This is a genomic window from Corynebacterium faecium (assembly GCF_027257105.1).
Taxonomy (GTDB): domain Bacteria; phylum Actinomycetota; class Actinomycetes; order Mycobacteriales; family Mycobacteriaceae; genus Corynebacterium; species Corynebacterium lehmanniae.
This window is the reverse complement of record NZ_JAPYJX010000006.1, coordinates 67307-94266: the sequence shown is the minus strand read 5'-3', so window position 1 is coordinate 94266 and position 26960 is coordinate 67307. Positions and strand designations below refer to the sequence as shown.

21 protein-coding genes and 1 pseudogene are annotated in these 26960 nt (G+C 67.5%); 9 read left to right on the top strand and 13 right to left on the bottom strand.

The genetic code is table 11. The features are described from left to right. Positions 1–5: 5 nt before the first annotated feature. Genes O5O53_RS07965 through O5O53_RS07955 form a run of 3 tightly spaced genes read left to right on the top strand, consistent with a single transcriptional unit; the run spans position 6 to position 3570 of the window. The gene (locus tag O5O53_RS07965; protein ID WP_269511110.1) at positions 6–1148 is read left to right on the top strand and encodes an EfeM/EfeO family lipoprotein; all 1143 of its coding nucleotides are present in this window, start codon (positions 6–8) and stop codon (positions 1146–1148) included. After that, positions 1148–2392: an iron uptake transporter deferrochelatase/peroxidase subunit gene (efeB, locus tag O5O53_RS07960; RefSeq protein WP_269511107.1), complete on the top strand. Its 1245-nt coding sequence runs from the start codon at positions 1148–1150 to the stop codon at positions 2390–2392. The genes O5O53_RS07965 and efeB overlap by 1 nt, the downstream gene beginning before the upstream one ends. Further along, entirely contained in the window at positions 2389–3570 is a 1182-nt protein-coding gene (locus O5O53_RS07955) for an alpha/beta fold hydrolase (RefSeq protein ID WP_269511104.1), read from the top strand. The genes efeB and O5O53_RS07955 overlap by 4 nt, the downstream gene beginning before the upstream one ends. Positions 3571–3580: 10 nt before the next feature. Here the strand turns inward: O5O53_RS07955 and O5O53_RS07950 are convergent, their stop codons facing one another. From O5O53_RS07950 to O5O53_RS07900, 11 genes and pseudogenes are all read right to left on the bottom strand, one after another. After that, the gene (locus tag O5O53_RS07950; protein WP_269511102.1) at positions 3581–4477 is read right to left on the bottom strand and encodes a ribokinase; all 897 of its coding nucleotides are present in this window, start codon (positions 4475–4477) and stop codon (positions 3581–3583) included. A 23-nt stretch (positions 4478–4500) separates the two neighbouring features. Beyond that, complete coding sequence (locus O5O53_RS07945) at positions 4501–5832, bottom strand: ATP-binding cassette domain-containing protein (protein WP_269511099.1); 1332 nt, start codon at positions 5830–5832, stop codon at positions 4501–4503. Further along, the gene (locus O5O53_RS07940; protein ID WP_269511096.1) at positions 5819–6598 is read right to left on the bottom strand and encodes an ABC transporter permease; all 780 of its coding nucleotides are present in this window, start codon (positions 6596–6598) and stop codon (positions 5819–5821) included. The genes O5O53_RS07945 and O5O53_RS07940 overlap by 14 nt, the downstream gene beginning before the upstream one ends. Beyond that, the gene (locus tag O5O53_RS07935) at positions 6595–7518 is read right to left on the bottom strand and encodes an ABC transporter permease (RefSeq protein ID WP_269511093.1); all 924 of its coding nucleotides are present in this window, start codon (positions 7516–7518) and stop codon (positions 6595–6597) included. The genes O5O53_RS07940 and O5O53_RS07935 overlap by 4 nt, the downstream gene beginning before the upstream one ends. Further along, a complete protein-coding gene (locus O5O53_RS07930) occupies positions 7515–8942 on the bottom strand; it encodes an ABC transporter substrate-binding protein (RefSeq protein ID WP_269511090.1) in 1428 nt (475 codons plus the stop codon). Before O5O53_RS07930 ends, O5O53_RS07935 begins: the two co-directional genes overlap by 4 nt. 10 nt (positions 8943–8952) lie before the next feature. Then, on the bottom strand, positions 8953–9732 hold the full coding sequence (locus O5O53_RS07925; RefSeq protein ID WP_269511088.1) for a GntR family transcriptional regulator: 780 nt from the start codon (positions 9730–9732) through the stop codon (positions 8953–8955). 97 nt (positions 9733–9829) lie between these two features. After that, on the bottom strand, positions 9830–10813 hold the full coding sequence (locus O5O53_RS07920; RefSeq protein WP_269511084.1) for an LLM class flavin-dependent oxidoreductase: 984 nt from the start codon (positions 10811–10813) through the stop codon (positions 9830–9832). Between the two features lie 13 nt (positions 10814–10826). Continuing rightward, positions 10827–12257 (bottom strand): branched-chain amino acid transport system II carrier protein, encoded by a 1431-nt coding sequence (gene brnQ / locus O5O53_RS07915; RefSeq protein WP_269511081.1) that lies wholly within the window; start codon positions 12255–12257, stop codon positions 10827–10829. Between the two features lie 87 nt (positions 12258–12344). Beyond that, on the bottom strand, positions 12345–13466 hold the full coding sequence (locus O5O53_RS07910) for a MalY/PatB family protein (RefSeq protein ID WP_269511078.1): 1122 nt from the start codon (positions 13464–13466) through the stop codon (positions 12345–12347). Then, on the bottom strand, positions 13399–15915 hold the full coding sequence (locus tag O5O53_RS07905; protein ID WP_269511075.1) for a glycosyltransferase 87 family protein: 2517 nt from the start codon (positions 15913–15915) through the stop codon (positions 13399–13401). Before O5O53_RS07905 ends, O5O53_RS07910 begins: the two co-directional genes overlap by 68 nt. 360 nt (positions 15916–16275) lie before the next feature. After that, positions 16276–17823: pseudogene (locus O5O53_RS07900) on the bottom strand (ABC transporter ATP-binding protein); the annotation flags it as partial. A gap of 86 nt (positions 17824–17909) precedes the next feature. Between O5O53_RS07900 and O5O53_RS07895 the strand changes: the two are divergent. Then, positions 17910–18506, top strand: a complete 597-nt coding sequence (locus tag O5O53_RS07895) for a hypothetical protein (protein ID WP_269511070.1) — start codon at positions 17910–17912, stop codon at positions 18504–18506. On the opposite strand, the gene O5O53_RS07890 is transcribed toward O5O53_RS07895, so the two are convergent. Further along, positions 18503–19276 (bottom strand): carboxylesterase family protein, encoded by a 774-nt coding sequence (locus O5O53_RS07890; RefSeq protein ID WP_269511067.1) that lies wholly within the window; start codon positions 19274–19276, stop codon positions 18503–18505. The two genes, O5O53_RS07895 and O5O53_RS07890, sit on opposite strands and share 4 nt — an antisense overlap. Positions 19277–19308: 32 nt before the next feature. On the opposite strand from O5O53_RS07890, the gene O5O53_RS07885 reads away from it, so the two are divergent. From O5O53_RS07885 to O5O53_RS07870, 4 genes are all read left to right on the top strand, one after another. Next, on the top strand, positions 19309–21264 hold the full coding sequence (locus O5O53_RS07885; RefSeq protein ID WP_269511064.1) for a M3 family metallopeptidase: 1956 nt from the start codon (positions 19309–19311) through the stop codon (positions 21262–21264). 63 nt (positions 21265–21327) lie between these two features. Beyond that, complete coding sequence (locus tag O5O53_RS07880; protein ID WP_269511061.1) at positions 21328–22554, top strand: chymotrypsin family serine protease; 1227 nt, start codon at positions 21328–21330, stop codon at positions 22552–22554. Continuing rightward, positions 22554–22718 (top strand): hypothetical protein, encoded by a 165-nt coding sequence (locus tag O5O53_RS07875; RefSeq protein ID WP_269511057.1) that lies wholly within the window; start codon positions 22554–22556, stop codon positions 22716–22718. The genes O5O53_RS07880 and O5O53_RS07875 overlap by 1 nt, the downstream gene beginning before the upstream one ends. A gap of 24 nt (positions 22719–22742) precedes the next feature. Then, positions 22743–22883 (top strand): hypothetical protein, encoded by a 141-nt coding sequence (locus O5O53_RS07870; RefSeq protein WP_269511055.1) that lies wholly within the window; start codon positions 22743–22745, stop codon positions 22881–22883. Here O5O53_RS07870 and malQ read toward each other — a convergent pair. Next, the gene (malQ, locus tag O5O53_RS07865; RefSeq protein WP_269511053.1) at positions 22880–25024 is read right to left on the bottom strand and encodes a 4-alpha-glucanotransferase; all 2145 of its coding nucleotides are present in this window, start codon (positions 25022–25024) and stop codon (positions 22880–22882) included. The genes O5O53_RS07870 and malQ overlap by 4 nt on opposite strands. A 53-nt stretch (positions 25025–25077) precedes the next feature. Here malQ and O5O53_RS07860 point away from each other — a divergent pair, with 53 nt between their 5' ends. Next, entirely contained in the window at positions 25078–26916 is a 1839-nt protein-coding gene (locus O5O53_RS07860) for an AMP-dependent synthetase/ligase (protein ID WP_269511050.1), read from the top strand. Positions 26917–26960 lie beyond the last annotated feature (44 nt).

Below are 26960 nucleotides of genomic sequence, written 5' to 3'. Positions count from 1 at the left end.
GAAGTATGGACACCTACCAGTACGCTATGGCGGCGCTGGCCGCGGTCCTTGCGATCGTGGCCGCCGTTATCCACGCACCGCAGACGGGATCAAGCGGATCCAGCTCCGGAGGGGACATGCAGCCCCAGCCGGAGGTGGAGCAGGCGGACACGCGGCTTCATGTCCGCGACGTCTACAACTGCCCGACTCCCGGGGATGTGGACGCAACTGCGCACTGGCAGGTGTACAACACATCCGGGTTGCCGTTGACCCTCTACGTCTCCGACGAGGAGGGAAACGCCTACCAAGTCCTCGAGCGCATCGGCTCTCCCGCGGAGCGTGCCTGGACCCCCAAGCTCGAAGACGGTTCCTACCACCTGACGTGCGTGTTCCACAGCGACTCGGCGGTGAAATCGGAGGGCTTCACTGTCGCCGACTCGCCGTTTACCGGTGCGCCGAAGATGGCGCCGATTACGGACCGGGAAGTCTCCGCTGTATCGATCACCCAGGCTGCAGCGCAGAAAAAGCGCCTGCCTGAGCTGCAGACGCAGGCGCACGCGCTTGCCGACGCTATCCGGTCCGGCGACCGCTCCGCGGCCCAGCGCGCCTATTTGACCTATTTGGAAACCTACCGCTCCTTCGACGACGCAAGCGAGATGTGGCCGGGGGAGGGCCTCGACGGATACGCGGAGGTGGAACGGATGCTGTTTTCTGGCCGTGCGTTATCCGCCGAACCCGCCGACGCGCTCGCAGCTGCGGTGGATCAAACGGCGCACGCGCTGGAGACAGAGCACTTTGCCATCCCCGCACCGGATTACGGTTTGCGCACGCACGAGGTGATGGAGGAATTCGAACGCTTCGACCTCCGCGGCGAGCGCGACTACGGAGCTCACGCGATGAGTGCCGCGCTGCGGGGGAGTGTGCGAGCTACCCGCGAAACGCTGGATCCGTTGCGCGAGCTGGTGGAAAGCCGCGGTCTCGATACCGCGCCAATTTACGACCAGCTGGATGTGTTGGACAGCCTCGCTGGCGATTTTGACGGCAAGTACGACACCGCGTTCGACCAGTGGCCGCAAGAAGATCGTCTGCGCTTGCAAGCGGAAGTGGCAAAAGCCAATGAACTGCTTGCACCCGTGGCAACAATGACCGTGATCCGGAGGATGAACTAGTGCCTTGCCCGTTTACTTTTTCCCGCCGCACGTTTTTGACCGGTGCGGCCGCCGCGAGCGCCGCGTTGGGGGCGCAGGCGACGGCGCAGGGGATTTCTGCGCGTTCGCGTGACGCAGGCACGCCGCGCTCAGACCACTCTCACACCAACGACCCCGATGCGCGGCTGGAGTTCCACGGCGACCACCAGCAGGGAATAGTCAACCAACCGCAGAAGTACGCGGAGGTGGTGGCCCTCGACCTCCAATGCACCGGAAAGCAGCGGCTGGAGCAGCTGCTGCGCACCATCACCGACCGCGCCCGCGCCTTGACCGCCGGCGGTGCAACCCCGCCGGACGGCATCGCGTTTCCCGCTGGGGATTCCGGGGAGCTCGGCCCGGAGCTACCCACCGACAACCTCTCCATCACGGTGGCGGTAGGCGATTCGTTGTTCGACGGCCGGTTCGGTCTGTCAAGCAAGAAGCCGGCGCACTTGCGGGAGATGGAAGCCTTCGCCGACGACACGCTCGTTGCGGAGAAGTGCCACGGCGATCTGGTGCTGCAGCTGTGCGCGGACCAGCACGACACGGTCACCCATGCGCTGCGCGACATTTTGCGCCACACTCGTGGCGATGTCGCGGTGAAGTGGCGCCAGAACGGGTACATGAACGAGCCGCGCCCGACCGGCACGCAGCGCAACCACTTCGGGTTTAAGGACGGGATAGTCAACCCCAGCCCCGACGAGTTCGACCGCCTGGTGTGGGCTGGCGCCGACGAGCCATCCTGGACTGCGGGAGGCAGTTACATGGTGGTCCGCCTGATTGCCATGTATTCGGAGTTCTGGGATCGGATCTCCATTGCGGAGCAGGAGCAGATCTTCGGCCGCGACCGCGCCACCGGCGGGCCGCTGTCCGGAGGCGACGAGTACGCCGAGCCGGATTATTTGGACGACGCGAACGGCGATGTCATCCCCACTGACGCGCACATTCGTCTGGCCAATCCGCGCACTGCGGAGACTGCGGACCAACTCATGCTGCGCCGGGCGTACAACTACGACAACGGCGTGCGCGACAATGGCACCCTCGATATCGGCCTGCTGTTTGTGTGCTTCCAACAGGATCTGCAGCGTCAGTTTGTCACCGTGCAACAACGGCTCGAGGGCGAGCCTCTCGCGGACTATATCCGTCCCTACGGCGGCGGCTACTTCTTCGCATTGCCGGGTGTGCTCGACGAGGACGACTTCCTCGGCCGTACCCTACTTGCATGATGCGCGAGATCGAAATCACCCGCGGCGGGTTCACCGTCTTCGCCCGCGTGCTGGGCGACCCGGCAGCGCCGGCGCTTTTGTACCTGCAGGGCGGGCCCGGTTTTCCGGCGCCGCGCCAGCGCTTCGAGTGGGTCACCCACGCGCTTGAGCGCGGCTACCAGGTGGTGCTGCTGGACCAGCGCGGCACCGGCTGCTCCACTCGCATCGACGCCGCGACACCTTCGCTTATCGACGCTAAAGTGCTCACGCAGCTGCGCGCCGACGAGATCGTCGCCGACGCCGAAGCGCTGCGCGAAGAGATGGGGCTTGACCGCTGGGACGTGCTGGGCCAGTCCTTCGGCGGGTTCTGCCTTATGCACTACCTGGCCGCGCGCCCGGAGGGGGTGGGCAAAGCGTTGTTTACCGGAGGAGTGCCGTCGATAGGCGAAGGCGCAGACGAGGTCTACCGGGCGACGTTTGCGAAGCTGAAGCGCCGCCACCTGCAGTTCGACGAGGCCTACCCGGACGCCGAGCGGATGGTGCGCGAGGTGTGCCGCCACCTCGAGGCGCAGGAGGAGCTGCTGCCGACGGGCGAGCGGCTGAGCGCGCGCCGGCTGCGCACCGTGGGCATCGAACTGGGGCGCGAGGGCGGCTTCGAGTCGCTGGCGCGGCTGTTCGAGGCGCCATTTCACCCCAACGGGCGGCTGCGCACCGATTTTCTGGCGGAGGTGGGCGAGCGGGTCAGCTTCGCCAAGGGGCCGCTGTATGCCGCGGTGCACGAGAGCATCTACGGCGGGACGGTGCCGGGCGCGACCAACTGGGCGGCTGAGCGGGTATCTCGCGAGCTGGACGGGTTTGCGCCGGAAGCCAGCCCGGACGATGCGGAGTTCTACCTCACCGGCGAGCACATCTTCCCGTTCCAATTCGATGAGGACCCGGCGCTGCGCCCGTTTACACAGGTCGCGCACGAGCTGGCGGCAAAGGACGACTGGTCCAACCTGTACGCGGGGCTTCGCGGCGACTACGACGCCTACGCGGCGGTGTACACCGACGACATCTTCGTCCCGCGCGAGCTGTCGCTTCAGACCGCCTCGGCGATCGGCGCGCAGGTGTTTGAGACGGACGCCTACCAGCACGACGGGCTGCGCCGCCACGGCGAGGCGGTGCTGGGCCGCCTGCTGGACATGGCTGGGGCCTAGAGCAGGGGGCCTAGAGCTCCGGCAGCTCGTCGCCCACGGAGGGGTAGGACGGCTGCGCGCCGGGCCGGGTGACGGAAAACGCGCCGACGCGGGAGGCGAAGGCGGCGGCGTCTTCCATGCTGTCGCCTTCGAGGATGCGGTGGCAGAACGCGCCTGCAAACGAGTCGCCGGCGCCGACGGTGTCCACCGCCTCCACCTTGGGCGAGTCGATATGGGTGAGCTCTTCTGCAGTGGCCACCAGCGCGCCGGCGGAGCCGAGGGTGAGCACCACGGAGGCGAACCCGGCGTCCATCAGGCGGCGGGCGAGCTCCTCCGGGGTGCCCGCGCCGTCGAGACCGAGCTGCTCCAGGATCAGGCCGGCTTCGTGCTCGTTGGCCATGAGGGGATCGGCTTTGAGCAGCGCCTCGCGCGGCACGTCGACCACGGGCGCGAGGTTGATCACCACGCGCCCGCGCGCTAGCTCCACGGCGCGCGCGAAGCCGTCGGCAGGGATCTCGCCCTGCAGCAGCACCAGCTCGGCGGTCTCCACGGCCTCGGCGTGCCTGTCTACGAATGCCGCGCCCACCAGCGCGTTCGCCCCCGGCACCACCAGCACGGTGTTCTCGCCGTTGGCGGCGACGGTGATCACGGCCAGGCCGGTGACCTCCTCGACCTCTTCGACGTGGCGCATGTCCACCCCGGCCTCGCGAAGGATCGCGGTGGCTGGGTCGGCGTTGGCGTCGGTGCCGGTCGCGCCGACGAGCACAACCGGGGTGCCCAGCTTCGCCGCGGCGACGGCCTGGTTCGCGCCCTTGCCGCCGGCGGTGATCCCGCCGCCTGAGCCCAGCAGGGTCTCGCCCGGGGTTGGGTGGCGCTCGACGTTGACGGTCAGGTCGGCGTTGATGGATCCGACGACGCACATACTCATGTGCGCTAACTTACAGCACCCGGTTACAGCACAGCGTCGAGTAACTCGCGCGTGTACGGGTGCTTCGGTGCCGCCCAGATCTCTTCGGTCGCGCCCTGCTCCACGATGCGCCCGTGCCGCATCACCGCCACGGTGGGGCACAGCTCGCGCGCGACCCTCAGGTCGTGGGTGACAAAAATGAGCGTGTGCTTGCCGACGGTATCGCGCAGCAGCTCCAGCACATGGTCTTGGATGGTGGCGTCGAGGGCGGAGACGGGCTCGTCGGCAAGCAAAATGCTCGGGCGTGGGGCCGCGGCGCGCGCAATGGAGATGCGCTGGCGCTGCCCGCCGGAAAATTGCCGTGGCGTGCGGTCGCCGGTGCCCTCGAGCCCAACGCGCGCGAGCACTTCGTCGGCGCGGGCGGCATCGACGCCTGCCTCGCGTATCGACGTCCTCACGGCCATCCGCGGATCCAGCGACGAGTACGGGTCCTGGAAGACCATCTGCACGTCGCCCGCAACGTTGACGGTTCCGGCGGTCGGCTCGCGCAGGCCCGCGATGAGGTGCAAAAGCGACGTCTTGCCGGAGCCGGACCCGCCGACGATGGCCAGGCGCTCGCCGGCGCGCACGGTCAGATCCACGCCATCGACGGCGAGCGTTTGCCCCCGCCGCAGCGAGACCCCGTCGAGTGTGACCACCGGCTCGCCGAGCGCGACGGGTGCTGCGGGCGGGCCGGGCACGGCAGCGGCGGCGAGGGCCTTGGCGTAGTCCGAGTCCGGCGTCATCATGCGCCCGCCCTTGAACACGAGCACCCGGTCGGTCATGCGGCGCACCACGGCGAGGTCGTGGGAGATAAACAGCAGCGCCATGCCGCGCTCGCGCACGAGGCGGTCCAAAAGCTCCAGGATTTCCGCCTGCACGATGGCATCGAGCGCGGTGGTGGGCTCGTCGCAAATCAGCACGTCCGGGTTTTGCGACAGCGCCAGCGCGATCAGCACGCGCTGGCGCTGCCCGCCGGACAGCTCGTGCGGGTAGGCGCCGGGCCGGTCCACGCCAACTTCGCGCAGAAGCTCGCGGGAGACGAGTTTGCCTATCTTCTTCAGCGGGTCCAGCGCCGTCATCGGCTCCTGGAACACCATCGCGACCTTTTTGCCTCGCACGCGCCGCCGCACCCGGTCCGGGGTGCCCACCATCTCGGTGCCGTCGACGGTGATGGAACCAGCTGCCGGCAGGTCGCTCAAGCCCATGATGGACAGGGCGGTGACGGACTTGCCGGAGCCGGACTCGCCGATGATGCCCACGCGCTCGCCGGGTGCGACGGAAAAGGTGATGTCGTCCAGGATGCCGGGGATAGAAAGGTACTTAACGTCGATCATCAGCGTGTCCCAGAAGGTTGAAGCCCAGCACGGTCAGCGCGATCGCGGCACCCGGCCACAGCGCCAGGTGCGGGGAGGTGGCCAGGTACGGCTGGGAGGCCTGCAGCATGCGGCCCCAGGAGGCGTAGGGCGCGGGCGCGCCGAGCCCCAGAAACGACAGGCCGGCTTCCGCCAGGATGGCCAGCGCGACCGCGACGGAGACCTGGGTGAGCACGAGCGGCCAGATGTTCGGCAGCACGTGCCGCCACGCGATCGCAGGGCCGGAGACCTTGGCGATGCGCGCAGCCAGGATGTAGTCGTGCTGCATGACCTGCATGGTCCCGGCGCGCGCCACGCGCACGAAGGCGGGGATGCCTGCGATGCCGATGGCCAGCACCACAATCCAGATGGAGGCGCCGAACACGGCGGTGAACACGATCGCCAAAAGCAGCGCGGGGAAGGCGAGCAGCAGGTCGGCGCCGGCCATGACAAACCGCGACGCGCCGCGCTGCATGCCGGCCCAGATCCCCAGCGGCACACCAACCAGGCCGGACAGCGCGACCGCGCCCACGGCCACTGTCAGCGTCAGCCGCGCGCCGTCCATCACGCGCGAGAGGATGTCGCGGCCGAACTGGTCGGTGCCCATCCAGTGCGCCGTGGAGGTGCCCTGCAAACGCGCGGCGACTTCCGTCTGCAGCGGGTCGTAGGGCGTCCACGCAAGCGACAGCAGCGCCGCGACGGCCACCACCGCGACGATCACCGCGCCAACTTTGCGCTGCCAGCTCATGCCTGCCTCCGAATCCGTGGGTCCACCACCGTGTAGGTCAGGTCCACGATCAGGTTCACCACCAGGGTGAACGCCACGATGACCATCATCACGGTCTGCACGGTGGCCAGGTCGCGGTTGCCTACTGCGTCGAGAAGCATGGTGCCCAAACCGGGGATGGTGAACACCCGCTCGATCACTACCGCGCCCACCACCAGCGACGCCAGCTGCACGCCGACGACCGTGATCACCGGCAGCGCGGCGTTTCGAAGCGCCGAGGTGAACAGCACATTGCCTATCGACGCACCAAGGGCCCTGCCCGTCCTCACATAATCCTTGCCCATCTCCTCGCGCACCGAGGCTGCGACGTAGCGCGTGAGAATCGAGGCCTGCACCAGCGCGAGCGAGGCCACCGGCAGCACCGCGTGCGCCGGCGTGCCCCAGCCGTTGGCCGGCAGCCAGCCCAGGCGCACCGAAAACAGCGCGACGAGCGCGATGCCGACCAGAAACGACGGCACGATGATGCCCACCTGCGACAGTGCCCCGACGACCGCGCCGTCGGGGGAGTGGGTGCGCCGCGCCAGGTACACGCCCACCGGCACCGCAACGGCGAGCGAGACCGCCATGGCCACAAGGGTAAGGGTGAGCGACACCCCGGCGCGCTCGATCACCGTGTCGGTGATGTCTTTGCCCGACGACATGGAGATGCCGAAGTCGCCGGTGAGCAGGCCTGAAACCCAGTCGAAGTACTGCACCGGCAGAGGCTGATCCAGCCCGAGGCGCGCCGACAGCTCCGCGACGGCCTCCTCGGTGGCCGAGACGCCCAGTGCCACGCGCGCCGGGTCGCCGGGCACGGCGCGCAGCAGGGTGAAAATGACCACGCTGGCGGCGGCGAGCAGCAGCACGAAGCGCAGGATGTGTTTGGCCAGAGTGCGGATCATTTCTCCACCTCGTTCAACGGAAGCGAGTCGGTGACCACGTTCGGGTCCAGGCCGGAAACCCCGGGGGCGTAGAGCACGATGTTCGGCGCGTTGGCCAGGGTCAGGGCGGCGGCGTCGTCCATGATTTGCTCGACGGCACCCGCCATGTCGCCGGCGGCGATGCGCTCGCGCACCACCGCGTTGTCGTAGCCCAGGTAGTACTCCGGGTTGCCAAAGAGCATGGGCACGTCGCGCGGCTCCACGTGGGCCACCAGCGAGGCCTGGTAGTCGTGGCCCTTGAGCACCTGGTTCAGCCAGACCGCGGGGAACTCAACGGTTTCGAGGCGCACGCGGAAGCCGACGTCTCGAAGCTGCGAGTAGATCAGCTCGCTCGCTTCCTGGGCGTAGGGCCGGTTTGGCACGGTGATGGTGATCTCGGGGGTGCGCCCGGCGAGCAGCTCGCGGGCCTTGTCCGGGTCGAAGGGGTAGAAGTCGCGGCCCGGGTACCAGGGGTCCGTCGGCGGCACGGGCGCGCCGCCGGTGTCGGTGGCCAGGCCGTTGTAGACCACTTGGTTGACCGCCGTCCGGTCCACCGCGTAGGCCACGGCGCGGCGCACGTCCGGGTCGTCGAAAGGCGCGCGGGTGTTGTTCATGGACAGCAGCACTTCGCCGTTGGTGGTGCCGACCTCGACGCGGATGTCCTCGGGCAGCGTGTCGATCAGCTGCGGCGCCTGCATGCCCCACACCACGTCCGCATCGCCCACGCGCAAGGCGTTCACAGCGGAGACCGGGTCGTCGAAGTAGCGGATCAGCCCGTCGCGCGCGACATCGCCACCCCAGTAGTCCTCCCTCGCGTCGAACTCGATGGCCTCGCCCACGTCGAAGCGCTTCACGGTGTACGGCCCGGTGCCCAGGGGAGCGGTCGCAAGCTTATCGACGCCTGCCGGTGTCATCATCGCCCCCGTCAAGGTGCCCATGGACCACAGCCACGCGTCCTCGGCAGCGGTCCCGCCCTCGACGGTCACGCGCAGCGTGCGTTCGTCCACCACCTCGACGTCTGTGACCGGGTCCATCTGGGCCTTCAGCCCGTTGGTCCACTCGTTTTGCACGTAGTGGATGGAAAACGCGGCATCGTCCGCAGTAAACGGTTTGCCGTTGGCGAAGGTCACGCCGTCGCGCAGGTGGAAGGTGAACGTGCCGCCTGCGCGCTCGACGCGTTCGGCGAGGTGGGGCACGGGGGCACCGGAGGCGTCGATACGCACGAGCGTTTCGTAGACATTGCCCACGAGCGCCTGGGGCGCGGCCGCGCCGCCGGTGGTGGTGAAATCCAGCCCGGCCGGTGCGCCGGAGGCGGCCACGACCACGTTGTCGCGCGGCGCCGAATCGCCGCACGATACTAAGGGGAGGGCCACGGCGACCGCGGCCGCCAGAGTCCTTACATGCATGGAGGAGAGGTTAGCGGATCTCGGATTCAGCCTGGAACCAGAGTGGGGAAGAGTGCCCGCGCACGTTGTTCAGGCCGAAAGAAAGCTTGTCCACGCGGAAGGTGTGCACCGCGGCCTCGAGCACGTCGCCGTTGTGGGTCAGCGCCTTGATCTTCACGCGCAGCACCGGGGCGCCTTCGGCGATGCCCAGCTTGCCGGCGACGCCGGCATCCGCCTGCTCGATAGTGAAGGCGCGGGAGATGTTGTTGAAGTCCGCGCCGGCGCGGATGAGCTCGCGGTGGATGGACTGCTCCGACGTGTCCACGGATTCGATGACCTCCGAGAGCACCGGCAGAAACGCCATCTGCTCAATCACCATGGGCTCGCCGTCGGCGCTGCGCACGCGGCGGACAACGAAGACCTCGTCGCCGGGGGTGATGCGCATGCACTCCGCCAGCTCTTCGCTGGCGGTGTCCAGGCCGAACTGCTCCATGTCCTCGCTCGGGTCCTTGCCCATGCGGAAGATCCAGGAGGTGTTGGACAGGATCTCCTCGAACGTCTCGGTGCGCGTGTTCGACAGCACCAGGGAGCGGCGGCCGCGGCCGGAGGACAGCAGGCCCTCGGCGCGCAGGGTGGCCACGGCCTGGCGCACCGGGCCGCGGGAGGTGTTGAACTGCTCGCACAGCTCCACCTCGCTGGGCAGCGACTCGCCGGCCGGAATGTGGCCCGCGAAGATCTCGTCGCGCAGGTAGTCCGCGATCTCCTCGTGCTGCTGCGGGCGGCGGAGTGGGCCGGTAGGCAGTTGCGCCATGGCGGGATCACGTCCTTCTTAGACAACCGGGAATGTAACGACCCCCGATACTAAACCAGCCGACGAATAACTCCTATTAGTTGGAGGCCTGTCCCGATTAACCCCAGGCTTCGGCGAGGATTTCCATGGACCGGCTCACCTCATCGTGGCTGCCGGCCTGCAGCGAGATCATCAGCTCGTCGGCCTGGGCAGTCTTGCGGAACGCCTCCAAGTACTCGGCGACCTGCTCGCCGGTGCCCTCGGCGGTGTACCGAAGCATGTCGATGATCTGGCGGCCCTGGTAGGAGTTGACCACGGTGTCCAGCTGGTCGTCGGAAAGCTGCTTGCCCTGGCGCCCCATAAACGCGCGCACGCGGTTGCGGTGCACCACCTTCGTCTGGCGCTTCGCGTCCTCCTCGGTGTCGGCGGCGGTGACGTTGACCGCGGCAATGCAGTACGGCTCCGGGTGGCGCTCGGACGGCTGGTAGTTCTCGCGGTAGTAGGAGGTGGCCTGCTCCAGGTGCTGCGGGGCGAAATGGGAGGCGAACGCGTACGGCAGACCCAGCTGCGCGGCCAAGGACGCGCCGAACATGGACGAGCCCAGGATGATCAGCGGCACGTTGGTGTTGAAGCCCGGCATGGCGGTCACGCCGGGAAGCGGCGATTGGTTGGACAGCCACGCCTGCAGCTCTTTCACGTCCTGCGGGAAGTTCTCGGCTGCGCGGGGGTCGCGGCGCAGCGCCCGGCCCAGGGTCTGCTGGTCGGTGCCGGGCGCGCGGCCCAGGCCCAGGTCGATGCGGCCGGGGTAGAGCTCCTCCAGCATGCCGAACTGCTCGGCGATGACGTACGGGGAGTGGTTCGGCAACATCACGCCGCCGGCGCCGAGGCGGATGCGGCTGGTCTTCGCACCGATGTGGCTGATCAGCACCGCCGGCGACGAGGAGACGATGCTGGACATATTGTGGTGCTCCGCGTACCAGATGCGTGAATAACCTAAGGCCTCCGCCTGCTGGGCGAAGGCCACGGAGCGCTGCGTCGCCTCGCCGACGGATTCGCCGGGGTAGCGGGTGCAGAAATCGATGAGGGAAAGTGGGGCGTTCATGCGCCCCACCGTACTAGTCCCTGGTTTGCAGAACGGGGACAGCGTCGCCCTCCGCCGAGAGGTCCTCGCCCTCGACGGATTCCATGGTGCCCGGGATCATGGCGGGCTTGGGGCGGGCGAAGTCCACAACCAGGCCGATGACGAAGGCGATGACCACCGGCACGACCCAGCCGAGCCCGGCGTCGAACATCGGCGCCCACTGCACAATCGGGGTCAGGGCGTCCGCGCCCCACTCCAGGGAGATCAACGTCTCGATCGCGGACCACACCACGGCCGTCCACAGCGGCAGGAAGAACGCCCAGCTGAAACGGGTGCGGGCGCGGAAGGCCGGCTCGATCAGCGTCAGCACGATCAGGGTGATCGCCGGCGGGTAGAGGAAGCCGATCACCGGCGCGGCGATAGCCATGACGAACTCCAGGCCCTGGGTGGCGATCACCATGGACGCAACCGCGAAGATGACGGCCCAGACGTGGTAGGAGCCGGGGAACTGCTCGGAGAAGTACTCGCCGGTCGCGGTGATCAGGCCCACCGCGGTGGTCAGGCAGGCCAGCAGCACGATGGCGGAGAACACCGCCTGGCCGGCGCCGCCCATGGTCAGGTTCGCGGCCTCGGCCAAAAGGCCGGCGCCGTTGTCGAAGTCGCCGGCGTTCGGCATGACACGGCCGATCAGGCCCAAGCCGATGTAGACCAGGCCCAGCATGATGCCGGCGCCGACACCCGCGGCGATGGTGCCGCCGACCAGCTCCTTGCCCTCGTTGAAGCCGCGGTGGCGCAGGGTGGAGATGACCACGATGGAAAACGCCAGCGCGGCGATGGAGTCCATGGTGAGGTAGCCCTCGAGCAGGCCGGCGGTCAGCGGGCCGTCGTTGTAGGGCTCGTTTGGCGCGGCCGGTTCGGCGCTCCAGCGGAACGCGGCCACGGAAATCATCACGACCAGCAGCACCAGAAGCGCCGGGGTGAGGAACTTGCCCAGCTTCTCCATGATGGTGGTGGGGTTCCAGGACAGCGCCAGCGCGATGCCGAAGAACACCACGTTGAACACGGCGGACGAGGCAAAGGATTCGAGGCCGAACAGCGGGGTGATCGCCGTTTCGAAGGAGACGGCGCCGGTGCGCGGCAGGGCGTAGAACGCGCCGATGGACAAGTACGCCAGCACCGGGAAGACCACACCGAAGATGGAGCCGGCGCGCTGCGCCAGGTCGCGGAGGTTCGAGCCGGACAGCGCAATGGCGATCACGGCCAGCACCGGCAAAAGCGATGCGGTGGTGAGGAAGCCGAACAGCGCCGGCCAGAAGTTGTCGCCCGCCTCCACGGCCAGCATGGGCGGGAAGATGAGGTTGCCCGCGCCGAAGAACATCGAAAACAGCGCCAGCCCGGTGACGACGATCGCGCTGGTGGAGCGCTTCGAGCCGCCTTCGGGCTGTGATGCCACTGTGGAACCCATGGTCGTTCCTCTCTAGTTGGGTTGAGGTTCCCTAGAGTTTAAACCACCCGACCGCCAGATGGGAATAAGGTTCCATAAAGTGAAACGCTAAAGCTTTGCGACGGCTCCGCCAATCCGCCGCACCGCTTCCTCCAGGATCTCCGGCGACGTGGCAAAATTCAGCCGCGCGCGGTGCTCGCCTCCGGGTCCGAAGTCCACGCCCTCGTTCATGGCCACCTTCGCGTGGCGGCGCAGCCACGCGGCGGGTTTTTCGTCGACAAGCTTGGTGTTCTTGAAGTTCAAAAACATCAGGTAGGTCGCGGCCGGCACCTCGATCTCGATGCCCGGCACCGCCTTCGGCAGGTTTTCCACCAGCCAGTCGCGGTTGGCCTTGAGCTGCGCGATCTCCTCGTCCAAAAACTCGCGGCCGTGGTCGTAGCAGGCCTCCGCCGCGACGATGCCCAGGGTGCCCACGCCGTCCTTGGCCACGCCCGACATCGCGTTCCAGGTTCGCACGTCCTCGTCGTCGGAGAAGATCATCTGCGCGCACTTCAGGCCCGCGACGTTCCACGCCTTGGACGTCGCGGTGACCGTGATGCACACGTCCGGGTTGTTCGCCGCGGCGCAGACGTGGGCGCCGTCGTAAACCAGCGGGGCGTGAATCTCGTCCACGATCACCCGGGCGCCGTACTTCCGCGCCAGCGCGCAGACCTCGTCGAGCTGCGCTTCGGTGAACACGTAGCCGCCCGGGTTGAACGGGTTGGTCACGATGATGCTGCCCGCGCCGTTTTGGAACGCGGTTTCCACTTCTGCCAGGTCGAGGCCCCCGGCGGAGCTGACGTCGACACGCTTGCGCCCCGCGACCTCCGCGACGTCGAGGAAGGGGAAGTAGGCAGGGACCGGGACCACCACATCGCCCTCAGTGAAGTACTGGATGGCCAGCATCACGCCGCGCACCACGTCCGCGACCGGGAAGATCTTCTCCGCGTCCGGACGCCAGCCGTAGCGCTCCGCGTAGAAGTCGGAGACGGCCTCGCCGAGGCGGTGCGCGTGCGGGGCGGGGGTGTAGCCGAACATCTCGCGCTCGGCGGCTTCCACGATCGCCTGCTTCACAGCGGGCGCGGTGGGAAAATCGCTCTCCGCGATAAACAGCGGCAACACGTCAGGGTTGAACTGCGTCCACTTCCTCGTGCCGCGGGCTTGCAGGGTGTGAAGATCGGGGAATTGCATGGGGCCTACGGTAGCCATCATCTTCTCTGCGTTGGGTCAGCGCCCACGCGGCGAACACCGCGGCGGCGAGCAGCGTCCACCACACCACCGACGACATGACCCAGTCACCGAGCACCCGGTCGCGTCCGGCGATGGTGTCCATGTTTTTAAACTGCGAGTGCGGCACGAACACGGTGGAAAGGCCCAGGTAGGTGAGCATGGTCAGCAGCGCGGCAACGTCGCGGCGGCGCCACGCGAACTCGCCGATGATGAACACGCCCGGCAGCATCCACGCCCACGCGTACGGCGGGGCCCAGGAGGAGACTGTCAGTGCCGCGAGCGCCAGGCTGACCGCGCCCATCGGGGCCTCGCCGCGCTGAATAAAAACGCGGGCGGCGTAGATCAGCGCGCCGCCGACGACGAGCACCGCGAGCACCCACAGTGCGCTCGCGCCGTCTGCGCCGGTAAACCGCTGTGCGGCGCCGAACAGCGTGAGGTTCTGCGCCTGGGAGAGGTCGTAGCGCTCGCCGATGTTCAGCAGGTAGTCCGTGAAGTACGCGGCGGTCATGCCCGGGCGCGCCACCGCACCCAGCGCGGTGAGGGAGGCGAACGCGCCGCCCATCCAGCCGAGCGCCCGGTAGTCCTTGCGGAACAGGAAATACAGCGCGAACACCGCAGGCCGTAGGGTGAACGCCGCGGCGATGCCGGTGAGCATTCCCTTGGGTACCCATGGTTTCCACCGCTCGGGGCGGGTCCACCACAGGTCCGTGACCACGAACGCTACGGCGAAAATGGCCAGCTCGCCGTAGTAGAAGTTGAACCGCACCGGGTCCAGCCACAGCACAGCCGGCAGCAGCACCGTCGCGCAGGCGACCGGCGACGGCCACCGGAATCGCCTGAACAGCAGGTAGATAATCCACCACACCGCCAGCGTGCCCGCGATGGTGTGCAGCGCCTCCCACGTGCCCATCTCGCCGACGCCGAGCAGCCGACCAAACAGCATGGTCACCGGCGGGTGCAGGAAGAAGTCCTGCCGCCCGTCGGGGTAGCTGAACGCCACCGAGTAAATGTCCGGTTCGGCGAAGAACCCGTCGCCCGCCCCGCGCAGCATCTGCAGGTGCTCCAGCGGGTGGAACACCCCCTCGTACGCCGACAGCATCGGCGATTCCATCTTGCGCCACCAGGCCGTGGCGAACGTGCACAGCACCGCGTAGGCCACCAGCGGCGGGAAGGCCACAAACTGGGTGAACCGCAGGGGCTTTTGCCTATCGACGAGCACGAATCCCCGCGCCTGCACCCACATCACAAACACCACCAGAATCGCCCACACGACCAGGCTTGACTGTGCCAAGTCGCGCACGGTGTACGCGTCCGGCGTGGTGGACATCGGGTTCATGATCTGCTTGTGCGGGATGAAGATCGTGGAGATGGTCAGATACACCGCCACCAGAAACGGCGGCCACGGGTTGGCGTTGCGGATGCCGCCGGCGGCCATGATGATGCACAGGGGCACCACCCACACGTAGTGGTGCTGCCAGGTAATCGGGGCGACGAGCAGCGACAGCAGCGCGACGCACAGCACCGCCGCCTCGTTGGCGCGGGCGGCCAGCAGGCGTCGCAAGGCCAGCAGCGCGAGCGCGATGATGCCGGCGAACATGATCGCGGTGAAGTAGGTCTGCGCCGCTTCCGGCACGTACCGGGCCACCAGGCCGCGGGCGGACTGGTTGTGCGAGCGGTTCAGCCCCAGCACGCCGGACATCTGCCCGATCTGGGTGGTGAAGTAGTACGCCAGCGCCTCCGGTTTCACCGCACCCGCAACACCCAGCGACATCACGCCGGTGAGAAACGCCGCGGCCAGCGCCTTCCAGTTGCGGGTGAAGATGAAGTACAGCCCGAACAGCGCCGGCGTCATCTTCACCGCGGCCGCGATGCCGGTGAGCACGCCCGCGGGCAGGTACTTGCGCCTCGGCGAATCCCACCACAGGTCCGTGAGCACCAGCGCCATGAGCACGATGTTGACCTGGCCGTGGTGGAAGGTGTTGTGGATCGGGTCGACCCAGAACGCCAGCGGCAGCGCCACCAGGGCCCACTTGCCGGCGTCGTCGATGCGGCACTTGCGCAGCGTCAGCGTGATCACCCACCACAGCGCCGCCAGGGACACCAGCGAAAACAGCACCAGGCCCGCCGTCTCCCCGAACAGCGTCAGCGGGGAGAAAAACAGCAGCGACGACGGCGGGTACGAGTACGGCAAATCACCCGCCGTACCCGTGTTGATCAGGGACTCGTAGACGTTCGGGCTGTCCCAGAACGCCTTCGCGCCGCGGTAGTAGACCAAAAAGTCCTCCACCTCGCGCCGGTCCCGGCTGTAAAACGGCACGTAGCTGTGCTGGTACCAGCCCACCAACAAGCTGAGCAGGCACAGTACGAGCGCCACCGCCATCATCGGCACAGAGAGGATTACTTTTCGCACAAATGGGCATAGTAGGGGGTGAGCGCGCCGCCCGCGGGCTAGCGCCTACTGTTCGGCTTCCGCATCTTCTTCGTCCCCGCCGTCGACGTGGAACCCGAACGCCTTCAGGCGTTCCCTGTCCGCAGCGGACGAAGACGCCGTCAGGCGCAACAGCTCGGAGTAGATGCCGCCGGAGACGGCCAGTTCGGAAGGCGAGCCGATCTCGTCGACGTGGCCGTCGCGAAGTGTGATGATTGTGTCCACACCCGCGATGGTGGACAACCGGTGCGCGATCATGATGGTGGTGCGTCCCTCCATCAGCTGGTCCAGGCCGGCCTGCACGGCGCGCTCGGCCTTGGTGTCCAGGGCGGAGGTGGCCTCGTCGAGGATCAGGATCGGCGCGTCCTTGAGCATGGCGCGCGCCACGGCCACGCGCTGGCGCTGCCCGCCGGAAAGGCGCAGGCCGCGCTCACCGATGACGGTGTCGTAGCCGTCGGTGAACTTCATGATGAACTCGTGCGCGTTCGCCCGCTTCGCCACCTCCACGACTTCCTCCAGCGTGGCGTCGGGCTTGCCGTAGGCGATGTTTTCAAACACCGACCCGGAGAACAGCGCCGCCTCCTGGAACACCACACCGGTGGTGGCGCGCAGCTTTTCCACGTCCAGCTCCGAGATCTCCTCGCCGCACACGCGCAGCCGGCCGCGGGTGATGGGGTAGAGGCCCAACAGCAGGTTCACGATCGTGGACTTGCCGCCGCCGGATTCGCCGACAAGCGCGATGGTTTCGCCTTCGTGGGCGGCGAAGTTGACGCTGTGAAGCACAGGCTCGCCCTCCAAATACTCGAAGGTGACGTCCTCGAACGCGATGACCGGCTCGCGCACCTGCAAAGGAGCCTGCTGCTTGACGACGACCTCCGGCATGCCCGACGCCTTCGTCGCCTCGACCAGCTGCCGGTTCGCGGTCGGCTCGACCGGCTCGTCCATCACCTTGAAGTAGTCGCGCGAGCCGGCGATGGCGCGCTGGGCGGAATCCACGATCCAGCTCATCATCGTCACCGGCTGGCGTGCCATGGTGACCATCTGGATGAGCATGACCATCTCGCCGACCGTGAAGTGCCCGTGCAGCGTGCGGGTGAACAAGATGAGGTAGATGCCCAAGAAGATCAGGTTCATGGCCACGCCGCGCAGGGTGTCCATGGAGTGCCACCAGCGTGACTGGGGGCGGGTGATGTCCACGGTGTTGGTGTAGTGGCGGCCGAACTTCTCCAGCTCGCGCACCTCGGCGCCGTAGGACTTGGTCACCTTCACTTGTCCCACGACCTCGGCGAAGCGGCCGTTGCCTTCGTCGATGTTGGCGTTTTTCTCCTTTTCAAAGACCTGCCAGCGCTTCGACGTCAGCGCGGTGAGCCAGGTGTAGAGCGGGAACAGCAGCGCCAGCAGCACCGTCAGCGGCCGGTAGTAGTAGGCGGTGATGCCCAGAATCGCCACCACCTGCATCAGCATGGGCAGGAAGTTGTTGGTGAAGGACTGGATGAACTGCGTGACGTTCGCGATCGAGCGGTCCAGCCTGGCGATGATCGTGCCGGTGACCTGGTTGTCGTAGTAGCGCTGCGGCAGCGCGAGCAGCTTGGCAAAGTAGCGCGTGGACAAAATCTGGCGGATCCGCGCGACCATCACGTCGCCTAAGTACCCGGAGACGTTGCGCAGCACCGAGGCCAGCGCTTCGGCGGCGAAGAGCGCAACGGCGAGCCAAATGACGGTGCGGGTGGGGTCGGGCAGGGAGGCGTCGCCAAGCTTTGCCACGATGGTGTCCGTCGCCTCCCGCAGCAGAAACGGCGTGACCAACCCAAGAGCCGCCACCAGCGTGGAGACCGCAACCACGGCGATATAGAACGGCCAGAGGGCGGAGGCACTGCGGATCACGCGCATCAAAGACTGCATAATTTCGACACCCTACTAGGGCTGTAAAGTGGGGCAGAACCGTCAAAACCACCGCGACACAAGAAGAGGCGCACATGTCCCACCGCACCCGCCGCCCCAAGGCCGCACTGGCCGCCGCAGCCCTGGCAGCCGCCTTTGCGCTTTCTGCCTGCGCGGACGCCCAGCTGGGGGAGGACACCATCAGCTCCACCCAGGTCACCGCCGCCGAGGATGCCCCGCAGGGCCAGGCGGACGACCGCATTGGTGTGCAGCGCAAGCCCTTCGAGGTCAACGAGGCGGACCCGTTGGTCAGCGACAAAACCAACGGCGACCGTGTGAAGGACCCGGCGATGGAGCTGTCCTACAAGTGGCAGGGCTCCTCGTACGCGCCGAACGGCGGCTCGGTTGTGGTGGTTGCGATCACCAACGAGTCGGACGCGCCGCTGCCTGCGGACGCGCTCGAGCCGAAGCTGCGCTACAACGTCAACTCCACCTCCAACCCGGACATGAAGGACGCGAAGTTCGTCCCCATCGCGGAGGAGGCCGGCGTGGACATCGTGGGCCTGGACCGCCCGCTGGGCCCGGGCGCGACCGTGAACGCGAAGTTCCCCTTCGACGTGTCCACCGGCAACCTGTGGGACGCGGAGTTCACCATCGGCAACGTCACCTTCAAAGGCAACCTGAACAACTAGCGGGCAAATTCCGCGATCGCGCCGGGGTCCAGCGCGTCTTCCACTCGCACTACCGCGAGCTCTGCGAGCTCGGAGGCGTCGTGGGGCTGCGGGCCCATAGGTCCGAAGAACTTTGCGTATCGACGGTAGCTCCGCCCCACCCTGCCAGGCCGATTCTCCGCCAACTCGTTGAGCTTGGCGCGAGTGAGCGGCGCGGACAGCAGGTAACGCACGATCCACTTGCGCTTCTCGTACGGCGCGCGCGGGAACACCGGGTCCGCGGCCCAGACGCGGCGGAACTCGCCGGCGTAGTGATCGCGGCGGCACAGCCACAGCGCCACCGCCGCCTCCTCGCCGGCGCCGACGACGGTGACGTTGGTGGGATCGCCGCCGAAGGCCTCGATGTTGCGCTGGATCCATCGCAGCGCGAGCTTCACGTCTGCGACGCCGCGGAAGTGTCCGATGGCGTCGGCGGCAAAGGGGAGAAACCCTTCGAAGCCGTCGCGGTGGGGCACGTGCACGTGGATGAATCCGTCGCCGAGCTCGGCCGGCGCTGACAGCCACACCACCACCGGGCAGTCCGTCCCCGCCCGCGCGCTAAGCGGGGCACTGATGGAGAGGGCGTTGGGGTGCGGCGCGGTGGCGTCGATAAGCAATCCCTGCTTCAAAGCCACCGGGTCGTCGAAGGGGTGCGCCTTTTCCAGGAACGGGATGGCGTCGAAAAGCCTCGCGTTATCGCGGACAGTGCCCACGATGGTGCCGGCCGCGCATGTGATCTCCGTTTCGCCCATGCGGCAGATCGTATCCGCATACACTGACCGCCATGACAAACCCGCTTCTGACCCCCTCGACCTTGCCGTACAACCTGCCGGACTTCGCCGCGATCCGGCTGGAACACGTGGAGCCCGCGTTCGAAGAGGCGCTGAAGCGCCACGCCGCGGAAATCGCCGAGATCACCACCGCTGACGCGCCGACGTGGGCCAACACCGTCGAAGCCTTCGAGCTGGCCGGGCAGGACCTGGACCGGGTGATGTCGTGGTTTTTCAACCTGCAGGGCACCGACGCCACCGACGAGTTCGACGCGGTGGCAGACCGCATCGTGCCGAAGCTGTCCGCGCACGTGGACTCGATCTACCAGAACGACGCGCTCTACCAGCGCATCAAGGGCGTCGAGGTGCCGGCGGACGCGGAGTCGCAGAGGCTTCACAGCGAGCGGCTGCGCCGCTTCACCCGCCGCGGCGCGGACCTTAACGCCGCCGGGAAGTCGCGCCTGCAGGAGATCAACCAGCGTTTGTCTGAGCTGTCGGAGCGCTTCGGCCGCAACCTGCTCGCGGACACGAAGAAGCTCGCCGTGGAGTTTTCGCGCGAGGAGCTCGCCGGGCTTTCCGACGACCAGCTCGCCGCCTACGAGGACGGCGGCCGCTACGTCGTGCCGATCGAACTGCCCACCACCCAGGCGCTGCAGTCGGAGCTGGACACCTCTTCTTCGCGCCGCAAGCTTTTCGACGCCTCCCGTGCCCGCGGCCGCGACACCAACCCGGACATCGTGCTGGAGTCCGTGAAGTTGCGCCAGGAGCGCGCGAAGCTGCTCGGCTTCGACACGCACGCCGACTACGTCATCGCGGAAGAGACCGCCGGCACCGCCGCGGCCGCCCGCCAGCTCATCGCGGACCTGGCGCCGGCGGCGGCCGCGAATGCCGAGGCGGAGCGCAAACTCGCCGGCGAACTGGCTGGCGAGGAGCTCGGCGGCGCGGACTGGCCGTACTGGCAGGCCAAGCGCCGCGAGGAGGAACTGGGCATCGACGAGGCGGAGCTGCGCAAGTACTTCCCGCTCGAGCAGGTGCTCACCGACGGCGTCTTCTACGCCGCCAACCTGCTCTACGGCATCACGGTGGAAAAGCGCGAGGATTTGGCCGGCTACCGCGAGGACGTGGACGTCTGGGAGGTCAAGGAGGAAGACGGCACCGGCATCGGGCTGTTGCTCACGGACTACAACGCCCGCCCGTCGAAACGCGGCGGCGCGTGGATGAGCTCGTTTGTGGACCAGTCCCACCTCGCCGGCACGAAGCCGGTGGTGGTCAACGTCATGTCCATCAGCTCGAACCTGCTCACCATCGACGAGGTGACCACCCTGTTCCACGAGTTCGGCCACGCCCTGCACGGCCTGCTTTCCGACGTGCGCTACCCGTCGCACTCCGGCACCAACGTCCCGCGCGACTGGGTGGAGTTCCCCTCCCAGATCAACGAGAACTACGCGTTCGCCCCGGAAATCGCCCGCAACTACGCGCGCCACGTGGACACCGGCGAAGTCATCCCGGCGCCGCTTCTGCAGGCGATGGAGGCCTCGCGCCAGTTCGGCCAGGGCTTCACCACCGCCGAGTACCTCGCGGCTTCCGCGATCGACCTTGCGTGGCACTCGCTTGCGGGCGAGATCCCGTCGGACATCGACGCCTTCGAAGACAACGTCCTACGCGAGTACGGCCTGAACGTCGAAGGGCTGGAGCCGCGCTACCGCTCCACCTGGTTCAACCACATCTTCGCCGGCGGCTACTCCGCGGGCTACTACTCCTACCTGTGGGCCGAAGCGCTCGACGCCGACGGCTACGAACTCGTCGCCGAGGAGGGAATCAACCGGCAGACCGGCGCGAAGTTCCGCGAGACGATTCTGTCCAAGGGATCCTCGCGCGACTACGCGGAGGCCTACCGCGCCTTCCGCGGCCGCGACAAGGACACCCGCCCGCTGCTTCAGCGCCGCGGGCTCGCTGGCTCCGACGTGTAGTTGCACAGGTTCGTGCTGTACAGTTCCGGGGAAACCGTTAAAAGACAAGACAAGGAAAGCTGCATGGCGAACGGTACAGTGCGATGCCCCCGCGTGGGCGCATGCGTCGCTGCGCTCGCCGCGGCGTCCGCGCTGGCAGCTTCTGGTCTCGTCGGTGGGGTGGAGGCGCCGGCGGCGGAGCGGCTCGTCGTCAAGCAAGGTGCCCGCATGTTCGTGGACAACCTCGGCAACGACAACCTCACCGCCTGCACCATCGGCTACAACGACTCGAAGCAACGCCGCAGCTACACCGCCGGACACTGCGCCGACAACGGCGACTACGGGTGGCAAACCGGCTCGCTGGTCTACCTCGCCGACAGCAAGGGCCGCGAAATGACCACCCCTGCCGGCATGATCTACCCGGCCGCCGCCTACTACGGCGCCTCCAACGCCAACGACTGGGCGGTGATCTACTGGTTCAACGGCGTCGAGGTGGAGGCCAACCCCTTCGGCGGCGAGTACGTGCCCATCGAAGACATCGAGCCCGGCGAGACGCTGTGCTACCACGGCTACGCCTCGCACGGCGGCACAAACCGCGCCACCTGTGGGCCGTTCGTGGGCATGATCGAGAAAACCATCTACTTCGACGCCCCCGGCATGCCGGACTACGGCGACTCCGGCGGGCCGGTCTACGCGCCGGGCCGCGGGCTCGTCGGCGTGATGTCCGGGGCGAACGCGCTTGTGGACGAGCGCGGCGAGGAGGTCGTGGGCTTCGAGCGCGCCAGTTCGCTTCAAAGCGGCGCGCTTTACGACGACTCCGCCATCGACACGTTCCTCCGCTCCCACTACGGCGCGTCGGCAAAGCCGGCCTCGCCGAGCAAGAAAACGTCCACGCCGGCGGTGCCTACTCCGGTGCGCAGCACCGTGGTGAACCCCGTTGCGGAGGTCACGCGCGAGCCCGCGCCTGCCTCTGAGGCGCCAGGGGCCTCGCCGCAGACTCCCCGCGAGCCGGCGCCGGCCGTGACGTCGGTGTCCGGCAACACCATCCACATCTCCGGGCCGAAGAAAAAGACCGTGGTGGTCCCAGCCGCGACGTTGCAGCCGGCCATCCCGGTCGGCGCGGCGACGCCGTCGAGTGTGCCGAGCGAGGCGCCCGTCGTCACGCCTGAGGCTCAGGAGCAAAGCAGCGAGGACGCCGCGGAGGAGACCCGCGACAACAACATCGCCAAGGCGCTGCTGATCACCCTCGGCGTCGTGGCCGCTGTGGCGGTGCTGGTGCCGGCGATCGGCTACGCGATGGGCCTGATCTGATGAGCAACGCGCTGCTCGGCTGGGTGATGGGCCTAAGCCCTTGGCTGCAGGTCCCCGCGATCCTCGCCGCGGCCGCGCCGGTGTGCGCCGCGGCCGGCTACACGCTGCTGCGCATCGTCGACGGTGTCGCCCGGGCCGCCGCGCGCCTGGTTTCCCGCCGCTAGCCCGCGGCGCTAGGCTTACACACCATGGCCAACCCGGAAGAGCTGCGCAAGCAGGACCAGAAGCTGCCCAAGCCGCAGCGCAAGTACCCGCAGTCGCGGGTGACCCAGGTGATGTGGGTGCTCATCGCGCTCGTCGTCTTCGCGGCGATCGTCAGCGCCCTCTAGCGTTCGCTCCGCGCGCTGGCTTTGGCGATGCGCGTGAACAGTGCGACGTCGGGGAGGTCTTCGATGAGGACGGGGGTACCGGAGGCGTCGCAAAGCGGAATGCACCAGTTGGAATACATCTCGTGGTTGGTGCCCGGCTGGTTTTGAATGCGCGTGTCGCCGACCATGTCCACGAGGTTCGTGCACGTCATCGCGGACGGGGTGGAGGCGATAAACCGCGTCAGCCCCTCGACGAGGGCCTCCACGTCGTCGTACTCGCCCAAGTCCCGGTCGAGAAAGTCCACGTCAGCGAGCGGGGAGTTGTCGAACGCCCCCTCCGCCTGCGCGGCGGCGAGCACCTGCGAGATCCACACGGCGTCGGTGGCGTTGAGCTCGTCTAGCGACTCCTTGACCAGCCCGAGCTTGTGGCGCAGCGCGTTGTGCGCGCCCTCCAAATACCCGGCGGTGGGCGGCAGGTCGTGGGTGCCCACCGCGGTCAGCGCGAGGTTGCGGTACTGCTGCGACGGGCGCGGCGCTTCCGGCGGCACGGACTCGAACCACAGCACAGAGGTGCCGAGGATGCCCTTGTCGCGAAGCACGTCCTGGACCCACGGCTCGAACGTGCCCAGGTCTTCGCCCACCACCACAGCACCCGCGCGCTGCGCCTCCAGCACTAACACGCCGACCATGGCCTCGAAGTCGTAGTTCATGTAGGCGCCGTGCAACGGGGTGTCCATGCGCGGCAGCCAGAACAGGCGGAACAGCCCCAAAACGTGGTCCACGCGGATCCCGCCGGAGTGGCGCAGCACGGTGCGAAGCAAATCGCGCCACGGCCCGTAGCCGGCCTCCGCCAGCTGCTGCGGGTTCCACGGCGGCTGCGACCAGTCCTGGCCCTGCTGCGAGTACTGGTCCGGCGGTGCCCCCACCGAGGCGTCGGGCACCAGCACCTCGTGCAACGTCGCCGCGTCTGCCCCGCCGGGGTGGATGCCCACTGCCAGGTCGGTCATGATGCCCAGCCGCATCCCGGCCGCCACCGCCCGCTCCTGCGCGACGCGGCGCTGCTCGTCGGCGATGAACTGCAGCCACATGTAGAACTGCACCAGCTCCTGCGGGTCCTCGCCGGCGTGCTTCGGCGCGCCGTGGTGCTCCGACTCGCTCGCCTGCGCCGCGCACCACTCGGCGAACTGGCGCAGCCCCTCGCCCTCAACCTCGCAGAACAGCTCGAAGTCCCGCGTGCGCGCCTCATCCGCCGCCGCCACAAAAAACAGCGTGCGCAGCGCCGCCAGCTTCGCGGCGAAAATCCGGTCGCGCTCCAAGGGGTCTGCAGTGTGGTTCATCGCCTTGAACTCCGCAGCAAGCTTTGCGACGTCCTCCCGGTCCCCCTCGTCCAACAGCCCATATTCCGGCACCTGCTCCACCGCGATGTAGATCGGGTTGACAAAGCGGCGTGAGGTGGGAAGGTACGGCGAGTCCTCGATCGGCGGGACGGGCTCGGCGGCGTGCACCGGGTTGATCAGCAAGTAGTCCGCGCCCTCGGCCGCCACCGCTTCGGCGATCGCGCCGAGGTCGTGGAAGTCGCCGATGCCCCAGGAGTCCAGCGAGCGCACCGAGTACAGCTGCGCCATCACGCCCCACACCGGTTCTTGCACCACCTCGGCGTTGGTGGACAAGGACGCCGGCACCACGATCAGCGGGCAGACCTCGTCCAAGTTGTCGGACTCTAAGCGCAGCTCGTGGTAGCCGGCCGGCAGATCGCCCGGCACGTGGAACGTGGCCTCGCCCCAGACCACGCCGTCGGCGGCGGTGAACGGCGGGGCCCAGTTCTCGTCCTGGTACGCGTCACGCGAGGAGCCGTCCTCCAGCCGGATCCAGCAGTGCGCCCAGTGCCCGTCGTGCACGTGGACGTTGAAGTGTTTCTCGGCGCCCTCGGTGGCCACCACGCACGGCGGCATGGGCCTGGTCGCCCAAAATTCGCGGCGGGCATCGAGGTGGAATTGGAGTTCTTCGTCCGACGGGTCGTCGTTAAGCGAAAGCCCCAAGGCCCGCAGCAACTTGATAAACGACTCGGCGGGCGGCTCGGTGACCAGCCCATTCGAGGCACGGTAGGACGTGCCGAAGCCGTAAGCCTCGGCGAGGGCGTGGAGCAGGGCAACGTTGGTCACGCCACGCATTGTGCCAAAGCTAAGGCCAGCACGCTGGGGTAGTCTTGGACACCATGCCTTCAAACGCGCACACCACGGAACTTGGATTCACGCTCAACGACACGGACACGTGCCTCAGTCGGCTGATTCGCACCTGCGAGCAGAGCCCCCACCTGGTGCTGTACTACCGGCCGCGCAACTACGAGTGGGTTTCGGTCACGGCGGCGGAGTTTTTGGAGGAGGTCTACGAGGTCGCCAAGGGGCTCGTCGCCGCGGGCGTGGAGCCGGGGGACCGCGTGGCCATTTTGTCGTCGACGCGCTACGAGTGGTCGCTCGTGGACTTCGCCATCTGGGCCGCCGGCGCCGCCTCGGTGCCGATTTACCCGTCGAGTTCGATGCACCAGATCCAGTGGATCCTGGAGGACTCCGGCGCGAAGATCGCCTTTACCGAAACGCGCGACCACACCCAGCTGATGAGCCCGTTCCTGCTGGACGAGACCGGCAAGGCGAAGTTCGCGGACTCCCCATCAAAGCTCGAGCGCATCTACGAGTTCAACGCCGCGGGTGTAGAGACGCTGAAGTTCGAGGGGCGCGACGTCGAGCAATCGCTTATCGACGAACGCGTGGCCGCCATCCGCCACCACACCCTGGGCTCCATCGTGTACACCTCCGGCACCACCGGCCGGCCGAAGGGCGTGGAGATTTCCCACGGCAACTGGGCGTACCAGTGCTGGGCGCTGCTTGAAAACGAGATCGGCTCGGTGTCCTTCCCCGGCCAGCGCATGGTCACGTTTTTGCCGCTGGCGCACGTGCTGGCGCGCGCGGTGTCGCTGGCGTGGACGATCTCGGGCGCAACCCAGTCGCACTGGTCCGACACGTCGACGATGATGGTGGAGCTGCAGCGCGTGCGCCCGAACCTGGTCGTCGGCGTGCCGCGCGTGTTTGAGAAGGTGCGCGAGGGCGCCTACAACAAGGCCGCGGACGGCTCCGCGATTGGCAAGCGCATGTTCTTGGAGGCCGAGAAGGCCGCGATTGAGTACTCGAAGGCGCTGGACACCCCGGAGGGCCCGTCGCGGGTGCAGAAGGCGAAGCGCGCGGTCTACGACAAGGTCGTCTACGGCAAGATCAAGGAGGCCATGGGCGGCTCCGTCTGGTACGGGATTACCGGCGGGTCGGCCATGAGCGCCGACCTGTCGCACTTCTTCCGCGGCATGGGCGTGCCCATCTACGAGGGCTACGGCCTGACCGAGACCTGCGCGGCGGCGTGCGTGAACAACGCCCACGCCAACACGATCGGCACCGTGGGCCGGCCGGTCAACGGCTACTCGGTGCGCATCAACGACGACGGCGAGATCGAGTTCAAAGGCCCCGGCGTGTTTGAGAAGTACTGGCGCAACCCGGCCGCCACCGAGGAGGCGCTCACGGACGGCTGGTTCAACACCGGCGACTTGGGCGAGGTGGACGAGGACGGCTACGTCTCCATCACCGGCCGCAAGAAGGACCTGATTGTCACCGCCGGCGGCAAGAACATCTCGCCGGGCCCGATGGAGGAGATCATCCGCCAGGACCCGCTGATCTCCAACGCGCTGGTGGTCGGCGACGGCAAGCCGTTCGTCGGCGTGCTGGTCACCCTGGACGAGGAGGAGCTCAAGCGCTGGAAGGCCAACCACAACATCCCGGCGAACAAGAAGGTTGCCGAGCTCGCCCAGGACCCGGCGCTGCGCGCGGAGGTTCAGGACGCGGTGAACCTGGCCAACGCCACCGTCTCGCGCACCGAGGCGATCAAGAAGTTCCGCATCCTGGACCGCGACCTGTCCGAGCAGCACGACGAGATGACCCCGACGATGAAGGTGAAGCGCAACGTGGTGTTCCAGCGGTTCCAGGAGGACATCGACAAGCTGTATCAGCGTTAACACGGCGCGCCTTCCTTTAACGCGTGCGGCTGTGGCATAGCATG